Source organism: Erysipelatoclostridium sp. AM42-17 (assembly GCF_003480255.1).
Taxonomy (GTDB): Bacteria; Bacillota_I; Bacilli_A; order Erysipelotrichales; family Coprobacillaceae; genus Faecalibacillus.
Window position 1 is genome coordinate 1 of record NZ_QUIN01000027.1, and the last position, 24288, is coordinate 24288.

The following is a 24288-nucleotide window of genomic DNA, read 5'->3' on the forward strand; positions in this document are numbered from 1 at the left end:
GGCGACGATAGTGCTACGGTGCAACAATAGCGAACTGCCAGTTCTTTTTTTATGTTTTTTACAACAAATTTAGAATATTTCAAACAAAAGTAACTAATCTCTAAAAACATCAAATTATATATATTTTTTGTAAATTTTATAGTATAATTGGTGCAAATGAGGTGATTTGATGAACACGGTTTTAGTCGGAAAAGATGATATAGATACAATCGTACCAGTTCTTTTAGCTGGTGATGTTGTCGCTTTTCCTACTGAAACCGTTTTTGGTTTAGGAGTAAAATTTAATGATTTAAATGCATTAAATAAAATTTACCAACTAAAACATCGTGATAGTCATAAAGCTGTAACATTAATGGTTCATGATATCAAGGACATTGAAAAATATGCTTTTGTTGATGATCAAATCAATAATGTCATCCAGCATTTTATGCCTGGTGGAATTACTCTCATTTTAAAAAAGAAAGAAGTTATAGATGACGTCTTTACGTCAGGATTAAAAACAATTGGAATAAGAATTCCTGATGATCCTTTCGTTTTAGAATTATTAAAACGGGTAGGACCGATGTTTGTTACAAGCGCAAACATATCTGGACATTCAGATTTATTAAATCACCAAGATGTTTATTCTGTATTTAAGGGGAAAATCAAAATAATCGTTAAGGGTGATTGTGGTAATGAAATTCCAAGTACAGTAGTAAAGTTAGATCAAGAAGTTCAAGTATTACGTAAGGGTCATATTTCAAAACAAGACATTGAGGAGGTGTACTATGAAGATTGCAATCGCATGTGATCATGGTGGATTACGTTTAAAAAATGTTTTAAAAGCTGATTTAGAAGAACATGGATATGATGTCGAAGATTTTGGTACTTACAGCGATGATAGCTGTGATTATCCAGATTATGCAGGACCTGCTGCTAAAGCGGTAGCTTCTGGAAAATGTGATAAAGGTGTTGTTGTTTGTGGTACTGGAATTGGTGTAAGCATTACAGCAAATAAAGTAGATGGTATCCGTTGTGCTTTATGTCACGATGTTTTCAGTGCAAAAGCAACACGTGCACATAACGATACAAATATGTTAGCTATGGGTCAACGTGTTATCGGTGAAGGATTAGCTTTAGAAATATTACATGCATGGTTAGAAACCGAATATGAAGGTGGAAGACATGATCAAAGAATTAAAAAAATGATGGCTTATGAGGGGGAATAGTCAAATGAAAGACGTAGAATTATTTAAAAGTGTAGAAAAAGAATTAAATAGACAAAGATCAAATATTGAGTTAATTGCTTCTGAGAACTTTGTTTCTCCAGAAATCTTAGAATTAGCTGGAAGCGTACTTACAAATAAATACGCAGAAGGATATCCAGCTAAAAGATATTATGGTGGATGTCAATTTGTAGACGAAGTAGAAGAATTAGCTCGTACTAGATTATGTAAAATTTATGGAGCTGAACATGCAAATGTGCAACCACATAGTGGTGCTCAAGCAAATACAGCTGTTTATCTTGCCTTATTAAATCATGGAGACAAAGTATTAGGAATGTCTCTAGCTGATGGAGGACATTTAACTCATGGTCATCCATTAAACTTTTCAGGAATTAACTATGAATTCTATAGTTATGGTGTAAATAAAGAAACTGAAATGATTGATTACGACGAATATAAAAAGAAAGTCGAAGAAATTAAACCAAAATTAGTTGTTGCTGGAGCAAGTGCTTATAGTAGAACAATTGATTTTGAATTTATGGCAAAAGTTGCTCATGATAATGGTGCATTATTCATGGTAGATATGGCACATATTGCTGGACTTGTTGCTGCTGGATTACATCCATCACCATTTCCACACGCTGATATCGTGACAACAACTACACATAAAACATTAAGAGGACCACGTGGTGGTGTTATTATGTGTAAAAAAGAATTTGCTGCTGATATTGATCGTGCAGTATTCCCAGGTATGCAAGGTGGTCCATTAATGCATATTATCGCTGCTAAAGCACAATGTTTCTATGAAGTAATGCAACCTGAATTTAAAGAATATGCAAGCCAAATTATTAAAAATGCAAAAGCATTAGAAAAAACATTAAAAGAAGAAGGATTCAGATTAGTTGCTGACGGAACTGATAACCATTTAATTCTTATTGATGTTAAAGCAAGTTGTGGCATTTCTGGTAAAAAAGCACAACGTTTATTAGATGAAATCAATATTACAGCTAATAAAAATGCTATTCCTTTTGATACAGAAAAACCATTCAAAGCTTCTGGTTTACGTGTAGGTACACCAGCAATGACAACAAAAGGATTCAAAGAAGAAGACTTTGAAGAAGTAGGAAGAATTATTGCTTATCGTTTAAAAAATGAAGAAACTGACGAAATTAAAGAAGAATGCTTAAAACGTGTAAAAGCATTAACAGATAAAGTTACAATGTATAAAGATATTCAATATATCTAGGAGGTCATTATGTCTTTAACAATATTAGATCATGCGCTTATTAAACATAAACTTACAATTATGCGTGATAAAAATACATCAACTTATATATTTAAACAAAACTTAGATGAAATTGCTAAGTTAATGGCATTTGAAGTAACAAGAAACATTCCACTAAAAGATAAAGAAATTGAAACACCAATTTGTAAAATGATAGGAAAAGAAATGGATAAACAAATTATTCTTGTTCCTATTTTAAGAGCCGGAATTGGTTTAGTAGATGGTTTTAGAGATATTATTCCAACAGCCAAAATTGGTCATATTGGAATGGAAAGAGATGAAGAAACACTTATTCCACGTGAATACTATGCCAAATTCCCAAAAGGAATTGAAGATTCAGTTGTTATTGTTGTTGATCCAATGCTAGCAACAGGTGGAAGTGCAAATATGGCTATTGAAAATATTAAACAAAGAGGAGCTAAAAATATTAGATTAGTTTGTTTAGTAGGAGCACCTGAAGGGGTAGCGGCCATCCAAAAAGAACATCCTGATGTCGATATCATGTTAGCGGCATTAGATGAAAAATTAAATGAAAATGGTTATATTGTACCAGGACTTGGAGATGCCGGAGATCGTTTATTTGGCACTGATTAATGGATAAACAATTAATTAAAGATTTAATTTATGGTTTAACACTGGCAAGTGAGGTTATTGGCAGTTTTATGATTGCTGTGATAGTGGGAATACAATTAGATCGGTATTTCCACACAAAGCCAGTTTGGATTATCATACTTTTGATTTTTGCTTTTATTCATGTTATGAAAATATTATTTAAAGTAGGTAAAAAATGAACGAAAGAGATGTGTTAAAACAATCGATTAAAGTTTTTATTATAGGTTTGATTATATTTAGTTTAATAGGTGTGATATTAAAGAGTATCGCTTATCCTTTAGGGTTTGCTTTAGGATATGTCATCAATGTTATTATTTTTAATATCATCATTAAAACATCTGATTTAATATTGAATATAGGACATTCTATAAGCATGATTGTTATCATGTCGATTATTAAATTATTATTGTATGCATTAGGATTTTTATTAGCCATATTCTTTAAAGACATCTTAAGTATTATCGGTGTTTTCTTTGGATATATGGTAATAAAAATAACGATAAATATTATGGGTTATTTAACTAAGGAGGTGAAAGAGAATGAGTAACTTCTTAGATTCAATTCAAGTTGAATTAATCTTTTCACTTATTATTATGACATGTCTTGCAATCTTCTTTATTTATGCAGGACGTAAAGTCGCCGCAGCTGATCCTACAGCTAAACCTAAAGGAGTAGTTTTAGTTGTTGAAACAGGTGTGAAAATGATTTATGACTATTTAAAAGGAATTATGCCTAAAAAGTTTGAAAAAAACTATTATCCTTATTTTGCAATGTTATTTGCGTATTTAGTTATTTCAAATATTAGTGGTTTAATAGGCTTTGAAGCACCAACTTCAAACTATTCTATTACCTTAGCTATGACAATCATTACATTCTGTTTAATTCAGTTTAACGCAATTAAAAAACAAGGATTTTTAAATTATATTTGGGGTGCCGTTTGGCCACCAACAAATTTATTAAGTATCTTATCACCACTTATTTCATTATCAATGCGTTTATTTGGTAATATTTTAAGTGGATCTATCTTAATGTATTTGGTTTACCAATTTACAGGATACCTATCAAGTTATGTCATCAACTTTAACTTTTTAGGACCAATTATTGCCCCTGTATTACATTGTTACTTTGATATCTTTGCAGGGTGTGTTCAAACACTGGTATTTGTCACATTATCATCTATCTTGATTATGATGGAAAATCCAGATGAAGAATAAGTTCTAACCTAGAATGCTAGTTTAGATATAAATGAAAATGAAAACTATTTATAGGAGGAAAAAATTATGGTAAAAGGATTAATCGCAATCGCAGCAGGTCTTGCTGTATGTGCAGGTTTAGGAACAGGGATCGGTGAAGGGATTGCCGCTAGTAAAGCAGTAGAAGCTGTAGGAAGAAATCCAGAAGCTGAAGGTAAAATCCGTACAATGATGATCTTAGGTATTGCCTTATCAGAAACTGTTGCCATCTATGGTTTATTAGTTTCATTAATCTTATTATTCGTATATTAATAATTGACTATCTAGAAAAGGAGGAATATAAATGCCAGATATTGCCGGAAAATTATTCCCTAATGTAACAACTTTGATTGTTCAATTATTATCTACTGGTGTCTTATTAATTATTTTCAAGAAATTTTTATGGGTGCCAGTGCAAAATTATTTTGCTAAAAGAGCGGATTATATTGAATCAACAATCAATGATGCAAAAGAAATGAATGAAAAAGCAAGTAAGCATTTAACTGAAGCTGAAAAGCAAGCACGTGATGCAGCCATGCAATATCGTTCAATTTTAGATCAAGCTAAAGAAGATGGTCAAAGAGCAAAACAACAAATTGTTGATGAAGCTCAAAAAGAAGCACAAAATAAAATTGAACAAGCACGTCGTGAAATCGAATCAGAAAAACTTCAAGCACGCCAAGATATGAAAGAAGAAATTGTGGATGTTGCTTTAGAAGTTGCAACTAAAGTAATGAACAAAGAAATGAATGAATCAATCAATAAAGAACTTGTTGAAAACTTTGTTGATGAAGTGGTGAACTAATGAACGTCATTTCACAAAGATATGCAGAATCATTATTTGATTTAGCACTAGAAGAAAACAAGCTAGATGATTATTTAAATGATATGAAGCTTGTTGATGAAGTATTAGAAAGTGATCCTCAATTTGTTCAATTCTTTAGTCATGTATTAATTAAAGATGATGTAAAATGTCAGTTAATTGATGAATCTTTTAAAGGAAACATTAATGAATATGTTTTAAACTTTTTAAAACTATTAGTTAAAAAAAGAAGAATTCGTTATATTGGCGAAATAGTCAAAGCTTTTATTACTCTTAGTCATCGTCATTTAGGTATTGAAGAAGGAATTATTTATAGTCCTTATCAATTATCTACTAAAGAAGTTCAAGAAATAGAACAAGTGATGAGTAAAAAAGAAAATAAAAAAGTGACTTTAAAAGTACGTCTTGATCCATCCTTAGTAGGAGGGGTTAAAGTCGAAGTGAACAATCGTATTTACGATGGTTCAATTAAGAATAAAGTAGAAGTTCTTAAAAAAGAATTATTAAGAAAGTAGGTGAAAATAGTGGGGCTTAGACCAGATGAAATTAGTGCTTTAATTAAAGAACAAATTAAACACTATGATGACATGATTGAACAAAAAGATGTCGGAACAGTTATGACTGTTGGTGATGGTGTATGTTTAATTCATGGATTAGATAACGCAATGCTTGGTGAATTATTATTATTCCCAAACGAAGTTTATGGAATGGTCATGAACTTAGATGAAGATAGCGTAGGAGCCGTACTACTTGGATCTGAAAGTACGATTAAAGAAGGAAACGAAGTTAAACGTACTGGAAAGATTATTGAAGTGCCTGTAGGAGATGCTTTGTTAGGTAGGGTTGTTAACCCATTAGGACAAGCCATCGATGGAAAAGGGCAAATTAAAACAACAAAAACAAGACCAATTGAACGTGTAGCAAGTGGGGTTATGACAAGAAAGAAAGTTGATCAACCTTTACAAACTGGTATTACATCAATTGACGCTATTATTCCAATTGGTAGAGGTCAACGTGAGTTAATTATCGGAGACCGTCAAACAGGTAAAACAGCTATCGCTATTGATACAATTTTAAATCAAAAAGATCAAAATATTTATTGTGTTTATGTTGCAATTGGACAAAAGAATTCAACTGTAGCACAAGTTGTTGAAAAATTAAGAAAAGGTGGCGCAATGGATTATACATGTGTTGTATCTGCCGGAGCGTCAGAATTAGCACCAGTACAATATATTGCACCTTATGCAGGTTGTGCTATTGCTGAAGAATGGCTTGAACAAGGTAAAGATGTCTTAATTGTTTATGATGATTTATCTAAACATGCCGTAGCTTATCGTACAGTGTCTTTATTACTTAAAAGACCACCAGGACGTGAAGCTTATCCAGGAGATGTATTCTACTTACATTCAAGATTACTTGAACGTGCTTGTCGTTTAAATGAAGAAAATGGGGGAGGATCAATTACTGCCTTACCAATCATTGAAACACAAGCTGGTGATATTTCAGCATACATTCCAACAAATGTTATTTCTATTACTGATGGACAAATTTTCTTACAACAAGAATTATTCAACTCTGGATTTAGACCAGCGGTAGATACAGGATTATCAGTATCACGTGTAGGTTCATCAGCACAAATTAAAGCCATGAAACAAGTATCAAGTTCATTAAAACTTGAATTAGCACAATATGAAGAAATGCAAGCCTTTGCTCAATTTGGTAGTGACTTAGATGAAGCAACAAAAGCAACATTAGATCATGGTGCTAAAGTACGTGAAGTATTAAAACAAGCACAATACTCACCACGTGAAGTTTCAACACAAGTGATTACTTTATTTGCTTTAAAATATGGTTTTACAAAACCATTACAAGTAGAACAAGTAACAGCATTTATGGATGGATTAATTGAACATGTATCAATTAACCATCATGATATCATTGATGAAATCAATGAACAAAAAGCAATTTCTGATGAATTATCTAAGAAAATGAAAGACGTCATTGGCGCATACGTTGAACAATTTGAAAAAACGCAAGCAGCGGGGTAATGAATTATGTCAGGATCAATGCAAGAAATTAAGCGCCGCATTAAATCAGTTGAATCAACTAAAAAAATAACAAAAGCAATGGAATTAGTTGCAACATCTAAACTTCGTAAAACAAGAAATCAGTTAGATGAATTAAAACCTTACTATCAAAAAGTAAGAGAAACATGTGCTGAAATTCTTGCTTCAAATAGTACCATGACAGATAGTCCTTATTTATTAAAAAACAAAGATGGTGTTAATATTTATATTGTTATTACATCTAGTTTAGGACTATGTGGAGGTTACAATGTTAACTTATTTAAAGCTGTAAAAGATGAAATTAAGGATGGAGATTATGTTTATACTATTGGTAGTAAAGGAACATCTCATTTCTTAAAACATCATCATGGTGTAACAGATCATAAATTTAGTGATTTAAATACGACTTTAGACTTTAAAGATGTAACTAAACTGGTTACAGAGTTAACAAATAAATATAAGAATAAAGAAGTGAAAGAAATTAAAATTGTTTATACTGAATTTGTAAACAACTTAACATTTACACCAAGAATTGTAACTTTACTTCCAGTAGATACTAATGAATTTAAAAATATTCATATTACAAATAAATATACTATTTTTGAACCAAGTCCAGAAGTAGTTTTAGATAGTTTAATTCCAATGTATCTACAAGCAGTTATTTATGGATATCTTGTTGAAAGTGTAACCAGTGAAAATGCTTCAAGAAGAACATCTATGGAAAATGCTACAGATAATGCTGAAGACTTAACTGAAACATTATTACTTAAATACAATCAAGCGCGTCAAACAGCAATTACTAATGAAGTTAGTGAAATTGTTGCTGGCGCAAATGCACAATAAGAAGGAGGTGCCATATGGCTAATATTGGTAAAATTATTAGTGCGCGTGGACCTGTTATCGATATTCAATTTAATGATGAACATTTACCATCATTAAATACTGCCATCAAGATTGATAATCATGGTGAAGAATTAGTTGTTGAAGTTGCTCAACATATCGGAGACGACGTAGTTCGTTGTGTTGCCATGGGGGCAACAGATGGTATTGTTAGAGGGATGGATGCAATCGATACAGGAAGCCCAATTACAGTTCCAGTAGGAAATCAAACATTAGGACGTATGTTTAATGTTTTAGGACAACCTATTGATGGTAAAGGACCATTAAGTTCAGATGTAGAAACAAAACCTATTCATAGGGAAGCACCTACTTATGCTGAACAAAGAACAGAAACAGAAATTTTTGAAACAGGGATTAAAGTTGTAGACTTAATCTGTCCATTTATTAAAGGTGGTAAAATTGGATTATTCGGTGGTGCCGGAGTAGGTAAAACAGTATTAATTCAAGAATTTATCAACAATATCGCTACTGAACATGGTGGTTTATCAGTTTTCGCTGGAGTTGGTGAACGTAGCCGTGAAGGAAACGATTTATACTATGAAATGAAAGAAAGTGGAGTATTAGAAAAAACTTCATTAGTTTTTGGTCAAATGAATGAACCACCTGGAGCACGTTTACGTGTTGCTTTAACTGGTTTAACAATGGCTGAACAATTCCGTGATGAACAAGGACAAGATGTATTATTATTCATTGATAATATCTTCCGTTTCACTCAAGCAGGATCAGAAGTATCTGCCTTATTAGGACGTGTCCCTTCTCAAGCTGGATATCAACCAACTCTTGCAACTGAAATGGGTGCATTACAAGAACGTATTACATCAACTAAAAAAGGATCAATTACATCAGTACAAGCTGTATATGTACCAGCTGATGACTTAACTGACCCTGCTCCAGCAACAACATTTGCTCACTTAGATGCTAAAATCGTATTGGATCGTTCTATTGCTGCTCTTGGAATTTATCCTGCAGTAGATCCATTAAATTCATCATCTAGAGCCTTAGATCCATTAGTAGTAGGTAAAGATCACTATGAAGTAGCTCATGGGGTTCAACAAATCTTACAACGTTACCAAGAATTACAAGATATCATTGCCATTCTAGGTATGGATGAATTAGGTGAAGAAGACAAATTAATTGTTGCGCGTGCACGTCGTGTTCGTAATTTCTTATCACAACCATTTAGTGTAGCTAGTCAATTTACTGGATTAGATGGAAAATATGTCCGTGTTGAAGATACAATTCAAGGATTTAAAGAAATCTTAGAAGGTAAATGGGATGAATTACCAGAACAAGCTTTCCATAATGTGGGTACAATTCAAGAAGCAGTAGAAAAGGCTAAGACATTAACAAATGACTAAATTTAATTTAAAAATTGTAACACCACAAGGTATTTATAAAGAAGTGGAAGTAGATCAGGTTAATCTTAGAACAACTGCTGGACAAATAGGAATATTGGCTCATCATATGCCCCTTGCAAGTGGTATCGAAATATCAGCAATGGATTATGTCAAAGATGGAAGTCATGAAACATTTGCAATAGCAGGAGGATTTGTTTATGTTAATGATACAGAAACAACAATTATTGCTAATGCAATTGAATCACAAGAAGAAATTGATTTAGATCGTGCTCAACAAGCTAAAAAAAGAGCAGAAGAAAGATTAAAACAAACATCTAATGATATTGACTCTATGCGTGCAGAAATTGCTTTAAAAAGAGCAATTACACGTATACACGTTAAAAATATGTAATAAAATGGAAGGGAAACCTTCCATTTTAATTTAAATAAAGTTATCTTTTCTTTAGCATTATTTTTAGATTATGCTATAATGGGGCAATAGAAAGGAATGATGAAATGGATATATTATTAGAACCAACAAAAGAATCATTAATAACATTGCCTTTTTTACTACTGGCATGTTTATTCATAGAATATTTAACAAGTCGCAATGTTGCTAATAAAGTGATGGAACATGGAAAACTTGGACCAATCGTAGGAGCCATTGTAGGCTGTATTCCACAATGTGGTTTTTCTGTCCTTGCTGCTCGTTTTTATACAATGAACATTATTACAGCCGGTACCTTACTATCAGTCTTTATAGCGACAAGTGATGAAGCTTTATCAATTTTAGCGATTCATCCAGAATTATGGAAAACCATGATTTTATTGATTATTGTTAAAATTGCTGTTGGGGCGATTGCTGGTTTATTAGTTGACAAACATAATCATAAAAATGATGATGATTATGAATATATACAGGTAGCTGATTGTGATTGTGGATGTCAAAATGGTATCTTTGTACCAGCAATAAAACATGCATTAAAGATATTTGCCTTTATTTTACTTACTAATATAGCTTTATCATTACTTATTGATTATGTCGGACAAGATACACTTACTGCTTTTTTAGAAACAAATAAATATCTACAGCCTTTAGCTTCAGGAATAGTAGGCTTTATTCCTAACTGTGCAGGGTCTGTTGTTTTAACTCAATTATATGTTTCAGGTGGTCTTACTTTTGGAGCGTTGATAACAGGGTTATCAACTTCAGCAGGTGTAGGAACATTAGCTTTAATAACTTATAATGAAGATCGTCAAGATACAATAAGAATCTTATTATTATCTTATATCGTGGCACTTGTGATTGGATATTTACTTACCTTTATACTATAATTATTTCCCAGGAAATATAAACAAATATGTCAAATCGAAACAAATGTTTCGATTTTTTTAATAAAGTGCATATCATTTGTCAAACATATAAATGCACGTTATGATGTCAATAGATAAAGGAGAGTGATTGATATGTTTGATGAAAAAAGAAAAGTAGTATTAATAGGAACAGGATTTGTAGGGATGTCTATGGCTTATTCCATTATGAATACTGGTGGTATAGATGAACTCGTTTTAATAGATGTTAATGAAGAAAAAGCACAAGGGGAAGCGATGGATATTAGTGACGGTTTACCTTATGCTAAAACTCACATGAAAGTCATTGCAGGTAACTATCATGAATGTCGTGATGCAGATATCGTTGTGATTACTGCTGGGGCTGCTCAAAAACCGGGACAAACACGTTTAGAACTTGCGGGAATAAACGCTAAAATTATAAAAAATATTACAAAACAAGTGATGTCTTCAGGATTTAATGGAATCATTGTTGTAGCTAGTAACCCAGTTGATTTAATGAGTTATGTTGTTAAGAAAGTATCAGGTCTTCCTGCAAATCGTGTCATTGGCTCTGGAACGATTTTAGACACAGCTAGATTAAGACATAAAATGTGTGAATATTTAAATATTACATCAAGTAATATTCATGCTTATGTTTTAGGAGAGCATGGTGATTCATCATTTGTATCTTGGGATAATGCTTATGTGGGATGTTTGAAATTATATGATTATTTAGATCGTAAAGGAATTGAACATACAGAATTAGAGCATATTCATCAAGAAGTAAGAGATGCAGCCTATAAGATTATTGAACGAAAGAAAGCCACATATTATGGAATAGGGCTTTCACTTAATCGTTTATTACAAGCAATATTAAATGATGAAAATGCTATCTTAACAGTATCTGCTCACCAAGATGGACAGTATACAGATGAAGATATCTATATTGGTGTTCCTGCTGTCGTTAATCGAAGTGGTGTTAAAGAGATTATAAAATTGGATTTAAATAAAAATGATCAAGAGAAATTTAATCATTCATGCAAAACATTAAAACAGACAATTAAAGAGACAATTGATCAAATTATAGAGGATAAAGCATAGTTTATCCTCTTTTTTTTATGTATAATCAAACTATGAGGTGAAAATATGAAAAAGAAGAAGATTATTATTGGGGCAGTTATTTTATGTCTCATTATTATTGGTGGTGGCATTTATGCGATGCAACAACCTAAAGAACTGGTATTACGTATACATAAAAAGAGTCAAGTCATAGAATATGGACAAACTTATACACCAACTTTTAAAGATCTTGTTATTACAAAGAATCTTGATAAAGATGATATTAAAGAATTAAAAAAGAATACGCAAATTAAGTCAAATATAAAAAATGAAGATAACAAAGAGTATCCTGCTATTGGTCAATACAAAGTTACAGTTCAATATCATAAACAAAAGAAAACAAAGGTGGTTGAGGTTAAAGATACGACAGCACCACAATTTAATGATACCAATGAAGTAACGATTCCCTTCAATCAAGAAAATTATGACTTTAATAAAAATATAAGTGCAACTGATTTATCACCAGTTACAATTGAATATCAAAAAGAGAACATTAATTTTAAACAAGCAGGAACTTATACTTTAAAAGCAGTAGCTAAAGATCAAAGTGGCAATCAAAGTGAAAAAGATATCCAAATTAAAGTTGAACCAGAAAAAGTTGAAACACCAAAAGTCCAAGGACAAACAACTTATGTTAAAAATGGTAATAATAAAGTTATTTGTATTGATGCAGGGCATCAAGCTAGAGGCAATAATGAAAAAGAACCTAATGGACCGGGTTCATCAATTTATAAAGCTAAAGTAACAACTGGAGCAACAGGTGTTGCTACTCATAGTTTAGAATCACAAATTAATTTACAAGTTGCTCTTAAATTACAAAGAATATTACAACAAAATGGATATCAAGTCATTATGTGTCGTACATCACAAGATGTAAATATTTCCAATGCACAAAGAGCTCAAATCGCAAATAATGCCCATGCTGCGGCTTTTGTGCGTTTACATTGTGATAGTAGCGCTTCTTCTGCACCTACAGGAACAATGACAATGGCACCATCACAAAATAACGCTTATTGTTCAGCTATATCTTTAGAATCACAAAAACTAGCAAGAGCTATTTTAAATCAAACTTGTAAGGCTGCTGGATCTCATAGTAGAGGGGTTTCTATTACTGATACAATGACAGGATTAAACTGGGCTCAGGTTCCAGTAACGATTATTGAAATGGGATTTTTATCTAATCCAACAGAAGATCAGTTATTGAGTAGTGATAGTTATCAAGAAAAATTAGCTCAAGGAATAGCCAGTGGTATTAGTGAATATTTAAATCAATAAAAAAGGAAGATTTTTGAAATCTTCCTTTTAATATAAACGACGACAATTATAAATATGTCTATAGAAATAACTTCCGGGAGCAACACTGGTTACTTTTACACGTTGTTCAGGGTATTGACCTACTGTACCAGAACCTTGTCCTGAAGCTTCAACCATCCTACCATTACCAATATAAATACCAATATGGGCAACAAAATGTCCATCATAAGTAAATGTAATGACATCACCAACCTGTAAATTGTTATATAAAACAGCTTTTCCATATGCTGAATAGCCAGCAGCAGTTGTTCTACCAATTTTAATGCCTGCTTGATTATGAGCCCAATACACAAGACCAGAACAATCAAAGTAATTAGGTCCGGAAGCACCCCACCAATAACGACAACCTTGTTTTGATAAAGCGGCATTAGCGATTCTTACTCCAGTACTTGCATCAGATTGGCTAGGTGATGATGGAGTAGAAGGTTGACTATTGCCTTGATTATTGTTTTGATTGTTATTTTGATTATTATTCGTGTTGTTATTATTATTGTTTTGGTTATTATTCGAATTATTGTTATTATTTGGGGTAGATGGTGGTGTAGGTAAGGGTGCTACATAGCCAATGTTATCCTTTTTAGAGTTTTCATAGAAAGCATTTAAAGCTTCATCCATCTGTTTTACCTGTTGAGAACTATAGTTGGCACTTTCTTGAGTAGCAGCTACATTTTTATTTTGTTCTTGAAGTAAAGCAGTATAACGTGTTTGTAAGTTAGCCTGTTCTTCTTTTTGAGCAAGTAGAGCAGTCTTCGCAGATTGTAAAGTTGCTTTTTGCTTAGAAATTTCTTTTTTCTGATTTGCCATCTCAGCAATTAATTCTTGATCGTTAAGTGTGAGTTCATTAAAACTATCAATCCGTGAGAATAAATCGGCGAAGTTATCAGCACCAAAAATGTATTCTAAATAAGAATCTTCATTCATATAGGTTTGCATAGAGTACATACGATCTTTAATAATTTGATCATTTTTAGCGATTTCTTGTTCTAAATTAGAAATAGTACCTTCTACATAGGCAATTTCTGTTTCCTTTTGACTAATACTAGAATTAATATTTATGATTTTTTTACTAATACTATCTACGGTATCTTTTGTTTTACTGGCAGTTTCCTTTTGAGTGGCTAATTGTTTATTTAATTCCTGATTTTTCTTTTTTAAGTATTTATTAAACTGTTCACAAGTAGATTTATTGCTACTAGATAAGTTACTACTAGAACAGATATTCATATACTTACTTTCATCTTTAGAAAAATCAATTGCTTCTACATGTTGAGGATGATAAAGCAATGTTCCTCCTAAAATTAAGGCTAAGGAAAGTGAAGTGAGTTTTTTATATTTCATAGTGCCACCTCCTCAACCTATATTATCTACTAAATTTTATTTTTTGTAAATAGACTAAACTTTATTTATAATAAAAAAGAATACCGAAGTATTCTTCATATGTATTAATATGGACGAACGGCGCAACTAAATTGATTTAAATTAGATGCAACTTTAACAACATCTCCGGTTTGTGGAGCATGAATATATTGTCCACCACCAATATAAATACCAACATGACCTGATTTCCATAAAATATCACCAGGTTGGGCTTGACTTAACGGAATAACGGCACCAGCCTTACCTTGGGAACCAGAATAATGTCCAAGAGAAACACCAGCTTGGGCATAACACCACATGACTAAACCAGAACAATCAAATGTATTAGGTCCAGCAGCACCCCAAACATAAGGACAACCAAGTTTTGATCTTGCTGCAGCGACAACAATACTACCGTATTTATTAGTTGTTGGAACGTTAGCAGGAGTTATCGACGATGACGAACCATTACCTTTATTAGAACCATTTCCTGTATTAGTAGGTTGAGTTACCACAACTGAAGATAAAAATGAATCTAAAGAACTTTGCGTATCAGATACTTTACTTTGTTCTGCTTGAGCACTTGCAAGATCATTCTTTTGTTTTTGAATGATATTTTCATATTGTGTTTGTAAAGTCTTTTGTTCATTTTGTTTTGCTACAATATTTTCTTTTGCTGTTTCAACGGTTGCTTTTTGTGCTTCTACTTGTTTCTTTTCATCAGCAATTTTACTAATCAAGTCTTCATCATATTGAGTTAATTCATTAACACTATCAATTCTTGAAAAGAAATCTGAAAAACTTGATGCACCAAAAATAAATTCAACATATGTATTACTATTACTATAAGATTGCATAGCATACATACGATCTTTTATTTCTTTTTCTTTTTTATTAATATTATCTTCTAAAGTTTTAATTGAACTTTGTAAATAATTAATCTCATTTTGTTTTTGTTCAATTTGATTATTTAAATCAGCAATCTCAGCAACCACAGTATCTAAAGATCCTTGTGTTTGTGATATTTTAGATTTTGAATCATCAATTGAACTTTGTAAATCTTTATTTTTCTTTTTTAAATAAGCGTTAAATTCCTTACAAGTATTATAATTACTTGTTGATAGATTATGACTTGAACATATTTTCATGTATTTACTTTCTTGTCCATTAAAATTAACAGCTTCTACTGGTTTACTTTTAACCATAGAAACAACCATCATAAAAGTTAACAGACATGCAAAAGTTTTTTTCACGCTATCACCTCCACCATCTATTATCCTCTAATTTGAAAAAAATGTAAATAAAAGAAGAGAATGAATTTCTCTTCTAATATAATCTTCTACAATTATAAATTACACTATAAAAATAAGTACCTGGCTTAATTGATGTTGTTTTAACACATTGGTTAGGATCTTGACCATGAGTTTCAGACCCCTTACCAGAAGCATGAACCATATTACCCCCACCAATATAAATACCAATATGAGCAACACCACTACCATAATTAAAAGTAATCACATCACCAACTTGTAATTGATTATATGATACAGCTTTACCCATAGCAGCATATCCAGCAGCAGTTGTACGCCCAATTTTTACTCCGGCAGCATTCATTGACCAATAAACCAACCCTGAACAATCAAAATAATCGGGACCAGTAGCTCCCCACCAATAACGTTTTCCTTGCATTGATAAGGCTTTTTTTGCAATAGCAATACCAGTTTCACTATCACCACTACCAGGAGTGATACCAGCACTGGTATCATCTTTTAATGAGTTTTGATAGAAAGTTGTTAAAGCACTATCTAAAGTAGAACTTGCTTTTTCATTAGCACTCGATGCTTGTTTAGCAGCAGATAATTGTTCTTGTTGTTTTTGAAATAAAAGAGCGTATTGATTTTTTAAAGTTGCTTGTTGTTGTCTTTGACTTTCAATATTCGCTTTTGCTACTTCAATAGTTGATTTTTGACTTTCTACTTGTTTTTTTTCATCAGCTAATTGACTAACCAATTCTCGATCATATTGAGTTAATTCATTAACACTATCAATTCTTGAAAAGAAATCTGAAAAACTCTGTGAGCCAAAGATAAATTCAATATAACTATTACTATTGTTATAAGATTGCATAGCATACATGCGATCTTTTAAATCATTTTCTTTCTTTTGAATACTTGATTCTAATTGAGAAATAGATTGTTGAAGATAAGAAATTTCTTTTTCTTTTTCATCTATTTGATTATTTAAACTAGTAAGTTTACTAGATACAACACTAAGATTATTTTCAGTAGTACTTAACTCGCTACTTACATTATTAACTGTTTGTTTCAATTCTTTATTCTTTTTCTTTAAATAAGTATTAAATTCTTTACAAGTATTATAATTACTAGAATTTAAGTTACTACTAGAACATATTTTCATATATTGATCTTCCTGTCCTTCAAAATTAACCGCTTTAACTTGATTAATTGGACAAAGAGAAAACATCATCATTCCAGTAAGTAAAACACAAATACCTTTTTTCACTTTATCACCTCAAAGGTTATTATCCTAAATTCTACTAGATTTAGCAAGAAGAATATAAAAATGATAAAAAATAACATATTGTAAAAAAAGACATATATTAAAATGAGGAGGGAAATCATGATAACTCATGGTATTGATGTATCTAAATTTCAAGGAACGATTAATTGGCAACGAGTAAAGGAAAATGTAGATTTTGCGATTATTCGTTGTGGTTTTGGTCAAGATAAACCATCACAAGATGATCCTTATTTTAAAAGAAATGCTGATGAATGTACAAGATTAAATATTCCTTTTGGGGTTTATCTTTATTCTTATGCTACTAATGAACAAGAAGCACTAGGAGAGGCGAGACATGTATTAAGACTTATTAAAGACTATAAAATGGCTTATCCCATTTATTATGATTTAGAAGATAATAATACAACCGGGAAACAAAGTAATGAAGTTATCGCTAATATTGCTAAAACATTTGCTGATGAATTAGAAAAGAATAATTATTATGTAGGTATGTATGCATCCTTATATTGGTGGCGTACAAAATTGACAAGTCCAATATTTAATCGTTATACAAGATGGATAGCTTATTATGGTAATCAGCTTAACTTTGATGGTGAATATGATATGTGGCAGTATTCTTCTACAGGAAGTATACCAGGTATTACTTCAATGGTAGATTTAAATTACTGTTATAAAGATTTTCCAGAAATTATTAGAAATGCAGGATTAAATAATTTTAATAACCAAACAGAAACGAATCAGTATCAAGTTGGCGATCACGTCCGTTTTCAATATGTCTTTTTAACCAGTGAATCAACGAATCCACTTAGACCATATCGTCAAACAGGTATTATTACACGCATTGTACCTAATGCCAGAAATCCATATTTAATTGGACAAGATGATGGTTGGGTCAATGATCAGGTTATAGAAGGAAAAGTCACATTATTAAGCAATAGTGATTATCAGGGAAATAGTCTAGTTGATGCTTTAAATGAGATAGGCGTAGATTCCAGCTTTGAAAATCGAAGACGTTTAGCTATGCTTAATGGTATCACTTCATATCAGGGAACAAATTACCAAAATACATTACTACTTAATTTATTAAAAGAAGGACAACTTGTTAGTTAACTAGCTGTATTTATAAAAGAAGATAATAAAGTAAGATACTTATTTTCTTCTTTTATTACTGATTTTAAAAGTTTTATTATATCGGGATCATGAATGGATTTTAACTGTAAGTTAAACTTATCAATTAAGACTTTTTTACTTTCAATAACATTATCCATTAAAGAATCAAAGGATTGATGATAGTTATTATAACTAGGGGACCAGTATTCATTATGTTGACAATAACATGTCCATAAACGAGGTTCCATTCCTAAATGATAGGATAACTGTAAAAAAAGATGAAGATATTTCATATTACTTAACATCATTTCATAAAATAAAGAACTTAGTTTTTGATTTTGATTCATTAAAATAATATGATTGTACATATTTAAAGATAAAGAGGACATCATACTAATCATGCCACAAGCATTATCTAGTAACATCATACCTTTTTGATTATGTTCGATCATTATGCTCACCCTATACAGTCTATGTCCAAATAAAAAAAAGATTACTTAAGTAATCTTTTTTCATAAGCTCTTCTTAAATCTCCGGATGTAGACAAATGAATATCACCGCAATAGACAAAGCCATATTTAGTTAAAAAATGCTGCATAGAAAGATTATCATAATGGGTATCCATTCTTACACTATGATATTGAGGATATAAAGCAACTGCATGATCTAAAATAATACTAGCAAGTCCTTTTCCTTTATATTGATTATCTAAAGCGATACGATGAACACATATATAAGGACTATTTAATAACCATTTACCATCAATAACATTATAGCTAGGTTCACCTTTAATCGTCACCATACAAGTACCAATAATATGACCATCTTCTTCTAAAACATAAGCTTCACCTTTTTTGATATCATTTTCAATTGTTTGTTCATTAGGATAGCCATCTTGCCATTGATCAATTCCTTGTGATTTGAAATATTCTTTAGCTTGATTAATGATTTTCATTACCTCATTGATATCTTCTTTTACAGACAATCTAAAATTCATATATCTTCACCTCATTGACACAACTATAGCATAAATCTATGTATAAAGTAAAATAAATGTTATCTTTTTTATCGTCTGAAAGCCTTGATTTATCAAGTGTTTTATGAAAACGATAGAATTATGTCGAGAGATTTGAACTTCAAAGTATTTACAAATTAAAACTTTTTGTTATAATAGCCTCATAACAACGAGGAGGAAAATAAAGATGGTATTTGAAAAAGTAAAAGAAATCATCGTAGATTCTTTAAATTGTGATGAAGATCAAGTAACTTTAGATGCAAATTTAAAAGAAGATTTAGAAGCAGATTCATTAGATGCTGTAGAATTAATTATGGCAGTAGAAGAAGAATTTGATCTTGAAATTCCAGATGATGCAGCAACAAGTATCAAAACTGTTAAAGACATCGTAGATTATATTGAAGCTCATAAATAAAAGGATTACCCAGGAAACTGGGTAATCTTATTATAGCAATGCTTTGGAATTCAAAGCATCTCTTTTTTTATCGACATAGTTTGAACTTCAAACAAAGGAGAATAAAATGAAACTTGAATTAATAAAACAATTAATAACTGAATTTGATGACTCTAAGGTCACAAAAATGAAAGTAGAAATAGATGATTTAAAATTAGAATTAGAAAAAAATGGTAAAACAGTAGTTCAACAAGTTGAACCACAAGAAGTGATTCAATCAGCTACTACAAATAAACAAGAAACATTAACAGGGACACCGGTTAAATCACCTATTGTAGGTGTTTTTTATCCCGCAAGTTCACCTGATAGTGATCCCTTTGTTCATGTTGGTGATCAAGTGAAAAAAGGACAAGTTTTATGCATTGTAGAAGCCATGAAAGTGATGAATGAAATTAAAGCACCTATTGATGGAACGGTTACATCAATTTTAGTTAAACATGAAGATCTTGTAGAATTCGATCAAGTTCTCATGATGATTGAATAATTATGTTTAAAAAGATTTTAATCGCTAATAGAGGCGAAATTGCTGTTAGAATTATTCGCTGTTGTAAAGAGATGTCGATTGAAACCGTAGCAGTTTATTCTACTGCTGATGCGACTTCTTTGCATGTTCAATTAGCTGATGAGGCGGTATGCATTGGACCAGCAAAAACCAGTGACAGCTATTTAAATATGGAAAATATCTTATCAGCCGCCATGACTTTGGGGTGTGATGCGATTCACCCGGGATTTGGCTTGTTATCAGAAAATTCTACTTTTGCCAGACTGGTAGAAGAATGTGGCATGACTTTTATTGGACCCAGTGGTGATGTCATTGATCAAATGGGTAATAAAAGTGTAGCAAGAGAGATGATGATTAAAGCGGGTGTACCTGTTGTACCAGGAAGTCCAGGGAGTATTAAAGATGAAAAAGAAGGCAAACAGATTGCTAAACAAATCGGTTATCCTGTATTAATTAAGGCTTCTGCAGGTGGTGGAGGACGAGGAATGCGTCCATGTTATCAAGAAGAAGACTTTGATTTAGCTTATCAAACAGCTAAAGCTGAAGCAAAAGCCTGTTTTGGTGATGATGATATGTATTTAGAAAAATTAATTTTAAATCCTAAACATATCGAATTTCAAATTTTAGCGGATAACTATGGTCATGTTATTCATTTAGGAGAACGTGACTGTTCTATTCAAAGACGTAATCAAAAGATGATTGAAGAAGCTCCAAGTCGTGCTTTAAGTCAAGAATTAAGAGAAAAGATGGGACAAGATGCAATTAAAGCAGCTAAAGGAGTCCACTATCGTAATGCAGGAACAATTGAATTCGTACTAGACCAAGAAGGCAATTATTACTTTATTGAAATGAATACCCGTATTCAAGTCGAACATCCTATTACAGAAATGATTACAGGAGTCGATTTGATTCGTGAACAAATAAGAATTGCTGCTAATTTAAAACTGAATTACCAACAAAGTGATATCCACTTACAAGGACATGCGATTGAATGTCGTATTAATGCCGAAAACCCTAAAGAAAACTTTAGACCTTCACCTGGTAAAATTAATAGTTTGCATATACCAGGAGGTTTTGGAGTCCGTGTTGATACAACCTTATATCAGGGATATCAAGTTTCATCCCATTATGATTCAATGATTGCAAAAGTAATTGTTCATGGGGCTAATCGCTTAGAAGCAATTAGAAAAATGAGAAGAGTTTTAGGTGAACTGGTGATAGATGGTATTGATACGAATCAAGAATTACAATATCTCATTTTACATCATAGTGAATATGTCAAAGGACATTTTGATACAGGATTTATAGAAAAACATTTAGATGAGTTGGTGAATGAACAATGATGGAAAAATTATTTCAAGAAAGAAAAGAAAAATTAGTCTTTTTTAAAAGACTAAGAAACAAAATCAATCATCAAACAAGAAATGAAATTCCAGATGGTCTTTATTGTAAGTGTGCATCATGTAATGAAACAATCTTACAAAAAGTGTTGGTGAATAATTTATATGTATGTCCTCGTTGTGGACATCATCATCAATTACCTGCACATCAAAGATTAGCATTACTTTATGATCAAGGAAGATATAAAGAACTTTATCAACAGATTGAACATTTAAATCCCTTAGACTTTCCGGGTTATGATGAAAAAATAAAAATGTTACAAGATAAAACAAAGTTAGATGAAGCGGTTGTTGTAGCGAGCGGTAAAATTAATGGTACTAAAGTGATCACTTGTGTTATGGATTCACGATTTTTAATGGGAAGCATGTCATCGGCTGTAGGTGAAAAAATAACGAGAGTGATTGAGCATGCAACAAAAAGGAAATATCCCCTTATTATCTTTTGTGCTTCTGGGGGAGCTAGAATGCAAGAAGGAATTTATTCATTGATGCAAATGGCTAAAACTTCATCAGCCTTAGCTCGTCATCATGAAGCAGGATTACTTTATATATCTTATATTACCCATCCCACAACAGGAGGGGTTACGGCTTCGTTTGCGATGTTAGGTGACATTATTATTGGGGAACCTCATGCGTTGATTGGGTTTGCTGGAGCGCGTGTTATTGAAAGTACAATTAAACAAAAACTACCTGAAGGATTTCAAAGAACTGAATTTATGGAAAAACAAGGTTTTATTGATTTAATTGTTAAAAGACAGGATATGCGTTCAACCATTATAAGAATATTAAAAATGCATTCAAAGGGGGCAAAATAATGGCACTTATCGATTTAGAAAAGCAAATAACCCAACTTCAACAACAATTATCAAACAGTGAAAACAAAGAAGAACAAAAGGCATTAAAAATCCAAATAGCTAAATTAAAAGATGAAGCTTACAACAATATTTCAGCTTATGATCGGGTATATATGGCAAGGAAAAGTAATCGCCCACATATTCAAGATTATATTCAAAATATATTTGATGACTTTATTGAATTACATGGGGATCGTTTATATTTAGATGATGGCTCAATTATGGGAGGTATTGCTTTATTAGATAACCAACCGGTGACAGTGATAGGTCATGCAAAAGGAAGAACGCTAGACGAAAATTTACATTGCAATTTTGGTATGAGTTCACCAGAGGGGTATCGTAAAGCGTTGCGTTTAATGAAGCAGGCAGAAAAGTTTCATCGCCCTATTATTACTTTTATTGATACACCAGGAGCCTATCCAGGGTTAGAGGCTGAACAACATGGTATTGGTGAAGCTATTGCTAGAAATTTAAGAGAAATGGCAACACTCTCAGTACCGGTTATTGCTGTTGTTGTAGGTGAAGGTGGTTCTGGTGGGGCACTTGCTTTAAGTGTTGCTGATCGTATTTTGATGTTAGAAAATAGCGTGTATTCGATTTTATCGCCAGAAGGATTTGCTTCAATATTATGGAAAGATAAAGAAGGAACAAGAGTAAAAGAAGCAGCGAGTTTAATGAAACTGACGGCAAAAGATCTATATGAAATGAAAATTATAGATCATATTATTAAAGAACCTAAAACCGGTGCTACTGTGACATCTCAAAAAGTATATGAACAATTAAAAGATTATTTCATCAAGACAATATTAGAATTAAATAAATTATCAAAAACGAATCTATTAAATAAAAGATATCAAAAATATCGCACAATAGGTCAAGTATCCGTTTTATAAAGGAGATCAAATGAAAGGATTAGAAGTATTATCAACTGGTTACGCTAAAATTAATCATATTCTTGATAATCAACAATTAGAAAAGATGGTAGATACCAGTGATGAATGGATTGTTTCAAGAACAGGTATTAAGAAAAGACATATTTCCTGTAAAAACAGTGTTGATTTAGCTATTGAAGCTGCAAAAGAGGCAATCAAAAACATTGATCAAAGTAAAATTGGCTTGATTGTCTGTGCAACTATGACACCAGCCAATAGAATGCCAAGTAATGCTTGTTTAATTCAAGCAGGTTTAAATTTAAACGAACAAGATATGATGTGTTTTGATATATCAGCAGCTTGTAGTGGTTTTGTTTATGCGATGACAATTGTTAATAGTTTACTTAAAACGATGGATGATCGTTATGCACTTATTATTGGTAGTGAGCAGTTAAGCTCTATTATTGACTATCAAGATCGTAATACTTGTATTTTATTTGGAGATGGAGCTGGAGCGATGGTTGTAAAAAATAGCCAACATGCTTTTTATAGTTATCAAAATAGTGCGGGTAACCAAGAAGTTTTATCAGCCAAAAACGATCCTCAAGATTATTTTTTAAAAATGAAAGGACAGGAAGTTTTTAAATTTGCGATTAAAGTCATACCAGAAAGTATTGATCAAGTATTAAACCAAGCAGGATTAACGCTAGATGATATTGATTATGTCATTTGTCATCAAGCTAATTATCGTATTATAAAACACGTTTATAAAAAATATCGTTGTCCCTCTGATAAGTTTTACATGAATTTAGATGAATATGGTAATACCTCTGCCGCCAGTATTCCTTTAGCTTTAGCTACAATGAATGAAAAAGGCTTAATCAAAAAAGGAATGAAGCTCATATTAGTAGGCTTTGGTGGAGGACTCACTTGGGGCGCAACTTTAATCGAGTGGTAAG

At 31.8% G+C, this 24288-nt stretch carries 29 protein-coding genes; 24 read left to right on the forward strand and 5 right to left on the reverse strand.

Features of this window, described 5'->3' with window-relative positions:
* The first annotated feature begins 169 nt into the window (after positions 1–169).
* From DW911_RS09490 to DW911_RS09570, 17 genes are all read left to right on the forward strand, one after another.
* On the forward strand, positions 170–790 hold the full coding sequence (locus tag DW911_RS09490; RefSeq protein ID WP_118434163.1) for an L-threonylcarbamoyladenylate synthase: 621 nt from the start codon (positions 170–172) through the stop codon (positions 788–790).
* Positions 768–1208 (forward strand): ribose 5-phosphate isomerase B, encoded by a 441-nt coding sequence (gene rpiB, locus DW911_RS09495; protein WP_118434162.1) that lies wholly within the window; start codon positions 768–770, stop codon positions 1206–1208. Before DW911_RS09490 ends, rpiB begins: the two co-directional genes overlap by 23 nt.
* A gap of 4 nt (positions 1209–1212) precedes the next feature.
* Positions 1213–2451 carry a serine hydroxymethyltransferase gene (gene glyA / locus DW911_RS09500; RefSeq protein WP_118434161.1) on the forward strand — a complete coding sequence of 413 codons (1239 nt, stop codon included), beginning with the start codon at positions 1213–1215 and terminating at the stop codon, positions 2449–2451.
* Between the two features lie 9 nt (positions 2452–2460).
* Positions 2461–3084, forward strand: coding sequence for a uracil phosphoribosyltransferase (gene upp, locus DW911_RS09505; protein WP_118434160.1), 624 nt, complete (start codon positions 2461–2463; stop codon positions 3082–3084).
* Complete coding sequence (locus DW911_RS09510) at positions 3084–3281, forward strand: AtpZ/AtpI family protein (protein WP_118434159.1); 198 nt, start codon at positions 3084–3086, stop codon at positions 3279–3281. Before upp ends, DW911_RS09510 begins: the two co-directional genes overlap by 1 nt.
* A complete protein-coding gene (locus DW911_RS09515) occupies positions 3278–3649 on the forward strand; it encodes a hypothetical protein (RefSeq protein WP_118434158.1) in 372 nt (123 codons plus the stop codon). Before DW911_RS09510 ends, DW911_RS09515 begins: the two co-directional genes overlap by 4 nt.
* Positions 3642–4316 carry a F0F1 ATP synthase subunit A gene (locus DW911_RS09520; protein ID WP_118434157.1) on the forward strand — a complete coding sequence of 225 codons (675 nt, stop codon included), beginning with the start codon at positions 3642–3644 and terminating at the stop codon, positions 4314–4316. Before DW911_RS09515 ends, DW911_RS09520 begins: the two co-directional genes overlap by 8 nt.
* Positions 4317–4382: 66 nt before the next feature.
* Positions 4383–4607 carry an ATP synthase F0 subunit C gene (gene atpE, locus DW911_RS09525; RefSeq protein ID WP_022001942.1) on the forward strand — a complete coding sequence of 75 codons (225 nt, stop codon included), beginning with the start codon at positions 4383–4385 and terminating at the stop codon, positions 4605–4607.
* Between the two features lie 31 nt (positions 4608–4638).
* The gene (atpF, locus tag DW911_RS09530; protein ID WP_118434156.1) at positions 4639–5139 is read left to right on the forward strand and encodes a F0F1 ATP synthase subunit B; all 501 of its coding nucleotides are present in this window, start codon (positions 4639–4641) and stop codon (positions 5137–5139) included.
* Positions 5139–5672, forward strand: a complete 534-nt coding sequence (locus tag DW911_RS09535) for a F0F1 ATP synthase subunit delta (protein ID WP_118434155.1) — start codon at positions 5139–5141, stop codon at positions 5670–5672. The genes atpF and DW911_RS09535 overlap by 1 nt, the downstream gene beginning before the upstream one ends.
* Positions 5673–5681: 9 nt before the next feature.
* A complete protein-coding gene (gene atpA / locus DW911_RS09540) occupies positions 5682–7205 on the forward strand; it encodes a F0F1 ATP synthase subunit alpha (protein WP_118434154.1) in 1524 nt (507 codons plus the stop codon).
* Positions 7206–7211: 6 nt separating this feature from the next.
* Positions 7212–8066 carry an ATP synthase F1 subunit gamma gene (gene atpG, locus DW911_RS09545; protein ID WP_118434153.1) on the forward strand — a complete coding sequence of 285 codons (855 nt, stop codon included), beginning with the start codon at positions 7212–7214 and terminating at the stop codon, positions 8064–8066.
* 14 nt (positions 8067–8080) lie between these two features.
* Positions 8081–9481 carry a F0F1 ATP synthase subunit beta gene (gene atpD / locus DW911_RS09550; RefSeq protein ID WP_118434152.1) on the forward strand — a complete coding sequence of 467 codons (1401 nt, stop codon included), beginning with the start codon at positions 8081–8083 and terminating at the stop codon, positions 9479–9481.
* Positions 9474–9872, forward strand: a complete 399-nt coding sequence (locus DW911_RS09555) for a F0F1 ATP synthase subunit epsilon (protein WP_118434151.1) — start codon at positions 9474–9476, stop codon at positions 9870–9872. Before atpD ends, DW911_RS09555 begins: the two co-directional genes overlap by 8 nt.
* A gap of 104 nt (positions 9873–9976) precedes the next feature.
* Complete coding sequence (locus DW911_RS09560; RefSeq protein ID WP_118434150.1) at positions 9977–10795, forward strand: putative manganese transporter; 819 nt, start codon at positions 9977–9979, stop codon at positions 10793–10795.
* A gap of 132 nt (positions 10796–10927) precedes the next feature.
* Positions 10928–11893, forward strand: coding sequence for an L-lactate dehydrogenase (locus tag DW911_RS09565; protein ID WP_118434149.1), 966 nt, complete (start codon positions 10928–10930; stop codon positions 11891–11893).
* A 45-nt stretch (positions 11894–11938) separates the two neighbouring features.
* Complete coding sequence (locus DW911_RS09570; RefSeq protein WP_233543062.1) at positions 11939–13186, forward strand: N-acetylmuramoyl-L-alanine amidase family protein; 1248 nt, start codon at positions 11939–11941, stop codon at positions 13184–13186.
* Between the two features lie 27 nt (positions 13187–13213).
* Here the strand turns inward: DW911_RS09570 and DW911_RS09575 are convergent, their stop codons facing one another.
* The 3 genes from DW911_RS09575 to DW911_RS09585 form a co-directional block, all read right to left on the reverse strand.
* Entirely contained in the window at positions 13214–14563 is a 1350-nt protein-coding gene (locus tag DW911_RS09575; RefSeq protein ID WP_118607751.1) for a C40 family peptidase, read from the reverse strand.
* A 104-nt stretch (positions 14564–14667) separates the two neighbouring features.
* Positions 14668–15834 (reverse strand): C40 family peptidase, encoded by a 1167-nt coding sequence (locus DW911_RS09580; RefSeq protein WP_233543064.1) that lies wholly within the window; start codon positions 15832–15834, stop codon positions 14668–14670.
* Positions 15835–15907: 73 nt separating this feature from the next.
* The gene (locus DW911_RS09585) at positions 15908–17104 is read right to left on the reverse strand and encodes a C40 family peptidase (RefSeq protein WP_118434068.1); all 1197 of its coding nucleotides are present in this window, start codon (positions 17102–17104) and stop codon (positions 15908–15910) included.
* Positions 17105–17221: 117 nt separating this feature from the next.
* Here DW911_RS09585 and DW911_RS09590 point away from each other — a divergent pair, with 117 nt between their 5' ends.
* Positions 17222–18232: a glycoside hydrolase family 25 protein gene (locus DW911_RS09590; RefSeq protein ID WP_118434067.1), complete on the forward strand. Its 1011-nt coding sequence runs from the start codon at positions 17222–17224 to the stop codon at positions 18230–18232.
* Here DW911_RS09590 and DW911_RS09595 read toward each other — a convergent pair.
* The gene (locus DW911_RS09595) at positions 18229–18684 is read right to left on the reverse strand and encodes a hypothetical protein (protein ID WP_118434066.1); all 456 of its coding nucleotides are present in this window, start codon (positions 18682–18684) and stop codon (positions 18229–18231) included. The genes DW911_RS09590 and DW911_RS09595 overlap by 4 nt on opposite strands.
* Positions 18685–18725: 41 nt before the next feature.
* Positions 18726–19229: a GNAT family N-acetyltransferase gene (locus tag DW911_RS09600; protein ID WP_118434065.1), complete on the reverse strand. Its 504-nt coding sequence runs from the start codon at positions 19227–19229 to the stop codon at positions 18726–18728.
* 205 nt (positions 19230–19434) lie between these two features.
* Between DW911_RS09600 and acpP the strand changes: the two genes are divergently transcribed.
* The 6 genes from acpP to DW911_RS09630 all read left to right on the forward strand — a co-directional run bounded on the left by acpP (position 19435) and on the right by DW911_RS09630 (position 24287).
* The gene (gene acpP, locus DW911_RS09605; RefSeq protein WP_118434064.1) at positions 19435–19662 is read left to right on the forward strand and encodes an acyl carrier protein; all 228 of its coding nucleotides are present in this window, start codon (positions 19435–19437) and stop codon (positions 19660–19662) included.
* Positions 19663–19768: 106 nt separating this feature from the next.
* Positions 19769–20185 carry an acetyl-CoA carboxylase biotin carboxyl carrier protein gene (accB, locus tag DW911_RS09610; RefSeq protein ID WP_118434063.1) on the forward strand — a complete coding sequence of 139 codons (417 nt, stop codon included), beginning with the start codon at positions 19769–19771 and terminating at the stop codon, positions 20183–20185.
* Positions 20186–20187: 2 nt separating this feature from the next.
* A complete protein-coding gene (locus tag DW911_RS09615; protein ID WP_118434062.1) occupies positions 20188–21546 on the forward strand; it encodes an acetyl-CoA carboxylase biotin carboxylase subunit in 1359 nt (452 codons plus the stop codon).
* A complete protein-coding gene (gene accD, locus DW911_RS09620) occupies positions 21546–22418 on the forward strand; it encodes an acetyl-CoA carboxylase, carboxyltransferase subunit beta (protein ID WP_118607754.1) in 873 nt (290 codons plus the stop codon). The genes DW911_RS09615 and accD overlap by 1 nt, the downstream gene beginning before the upstream one ends.
* Positions 22418–23350: an acetyl-CoA carboxylase carboxyltransferase subunit alpha gene (locus DW911_RS09625; protein ID WP_118434061.1), complete on the forward strand. Its 933-nt coding sequence runs from the start codon at positions 22418–22420 to the stop codon at positions 23348–23350. Before accD ends, DW911_RS09625 begins: the two co-directional genes overlap by 1 nt.
* A 10-nt stretch (positions 23351–23360) precedes the next feature.
* On the forward strand, positions 23361–24287 hold the full coding sequence (locus tag DW911_RS09630; protein WP_118434060.1) for a beta-ketoacyl-ACP synthase III: 927 nt from the start codon (positions 23361–23363) through the stop codon (positions 24285–24287).
* Position 24288: the final 1 nt, after the last annotated feature.

Excerpts from the sequence above, each read along its gene's own strand:
- DW911_RS09575 (WP_118607751.1), bottom strand. The coding sequence starts at position 14,563 with ATGAAATATAAAAAACTCACTTCACTTTCCTTAGCCTTAATTTTAGGA.
- atpE (WP_022001942.1), top strand. The coding sequence starts at position 4,383 with ATGGTAAAAGGATTAATCGCAATCGCAGCAGGTCTTGCTGTATGTGCA.
- DW911_RS09570 (WP_233543062.1), top strand. The coding sequence starts at position 11,939 with ATGAAAAAGAAGAAGATTATTATTGGGGCAGTTATTTTATGTCTCATT.
- DW911_RS09560 (WP_118434150.1), top strand. The coding sequence starts at position 9,977 with ATGGATATATTATTAGAACCAACAAAAGAATCATTAATAACATTGCCT.
- DW911_RS09535 (WP_118434155.1), top strand. The coding sequence starts at position 5,139 with ATGAACGTCATTTCACAAAGATATGCAGAATCATTATTTGATTTAGCA.
- DW911_RS09590 (WP_118434067.1), top strand. The coding sequence starts at position 17,222 with ATGATAACTCATGGTATTGATGTATCTAAATTTCAAGGAACGATTAAT.
- DW911_RS09625 (WP_118434061.1), top strand. The coding sequence starts at position 22,418 with ATGGCACTTATCGATTTAGAAAAGCAAATAACCCAACTTCAACAACAA.
- accB (WP_118434063.1), top strand. The coding sequence starts at position 19,769 with ATGAAACTTGAATTAATAAAACAATTAATAACTGAATTTGATGACTCT.
- atpF (WP_118434156.1), top strand. The coding sequence starts at position 4,639 with ATGCCAGATATTGCCGGAAAATTATTCCCTAATGTAACAACTTTGATT.
- DW911_RS09515 (WP_118434158.1), top strand. The coding sequence starts at position 3,278 with ATGAACGAAAGAGATGTGTTAAAACAATCGATTAAAGTTTTTATTATA.
- atpD (WP_118434152.1), top strand. The coding sequence starts at position 8,081 with ATGGCTAATATTGGTAAAATTATTAGTGCGCGTGGACCTGTTATCGAT.
- DW911_RS09565 (WP_118434149.1), top strand. The coding sequence starts at position 10,928 with ATGTTTGATGAAAAAAGAAAAGTAGTATTAATAGGAACAGGATTTGTA.
- glyA (WP_118434161.1), top strand. The coding sequence starts at position 1,213 with ATGAAAGACGTAGAATTATTTAAAAGTGTAGAAAAAGAATTAAATAGA.
- acpP (WP_118434064.1), top strand. The coding sequence starts at position 19,435 with ATGGTATTTGAAAAAGTAAAAGAAATCATCGTAGATTCTTTAAATTGT.
- rpiB (WP_118434162.1), top strand. The coding sequence starts at position 768 with ATGAAGATTGCAATCGCATGTGATCATGGTGGATTACGTTTAAAAAAT.
- DW911_RS09630 (WP_118434060.1), top strand. The coding sequence starts at position 23,361 with ATGAAAGGATTAGAAGTATTATCAACTGGTTACGCTAAAATTAATCAT.
- DW911_RS09615 (WP_118434062.1), top strand. The coding sequence starts at position 20,188 with ATGTTTAAAAAGATTTTAATCGCTAATAGAGGCGAAATTGCTGTTAGA.
- accD (WP_118607754.1), top strand. The coding sequence starts at position 21,546 with ATGGAAAAATTATTTCAAGAAAGAAAAGAAAAATTAGTCTTTTTTAAA.
- atpG (WP_118434153.1), top strand. The coding sequence starts at position 7,212 with ATGTCAGGATCAATGCAAGAAATTAAGCGCCGCATTAAATCAGTTGAA.
- upp (WP_118434160.1), top strand. The coding sequence starts at position 2,461 with ATGTCTTTAACAATATTAGATCATGCGCTTATTAAACATAAACTTACA.
- DW911_RS09600 (WP_118434065.1), bottom strand. The coding sequence starts at position 19,229 with ATGAATTTTAGATTGTCTGTAAAAGAAGATATCAATGAGGTAATGAAA.
- DW911_RS09555 (WP_118434151.1), top strand. The coding sequence starts at position 9,474 with ATGACTAAATTTAATTTAAAAATTGTAACACCACAAGGTATTTATAAA.
- DW911_RS09520 (WP_118434157.1), top strand. The coding sequence starts at position 3,642 with ATGAGTAACTTCTTAGATTCAATTCAAGTTGAATTAATCTTTTCACTT.
- DW911_RS09595 (WP_118434066.1), bottom strand. The coding sequence starts at position 18,684 with ATGATCGAACATAATCAAAAAGGTATGATGTTACTAGATAATGCTTGT.
- DW911_RS09510 (WP_118434159.1), top strand. The coding sequence starts at position 3,084 with ATGGATAAACAATTAATTAAAGATTTAATTTATGGTTTAACACTGGCA.
- DW911_RS09490 (WP_118434163.1), top strand. The coding sequence starts at position 170 with ATGAACACGGTTTTAGTCGGAAAAGATGATATAGATACAATCGTACCA.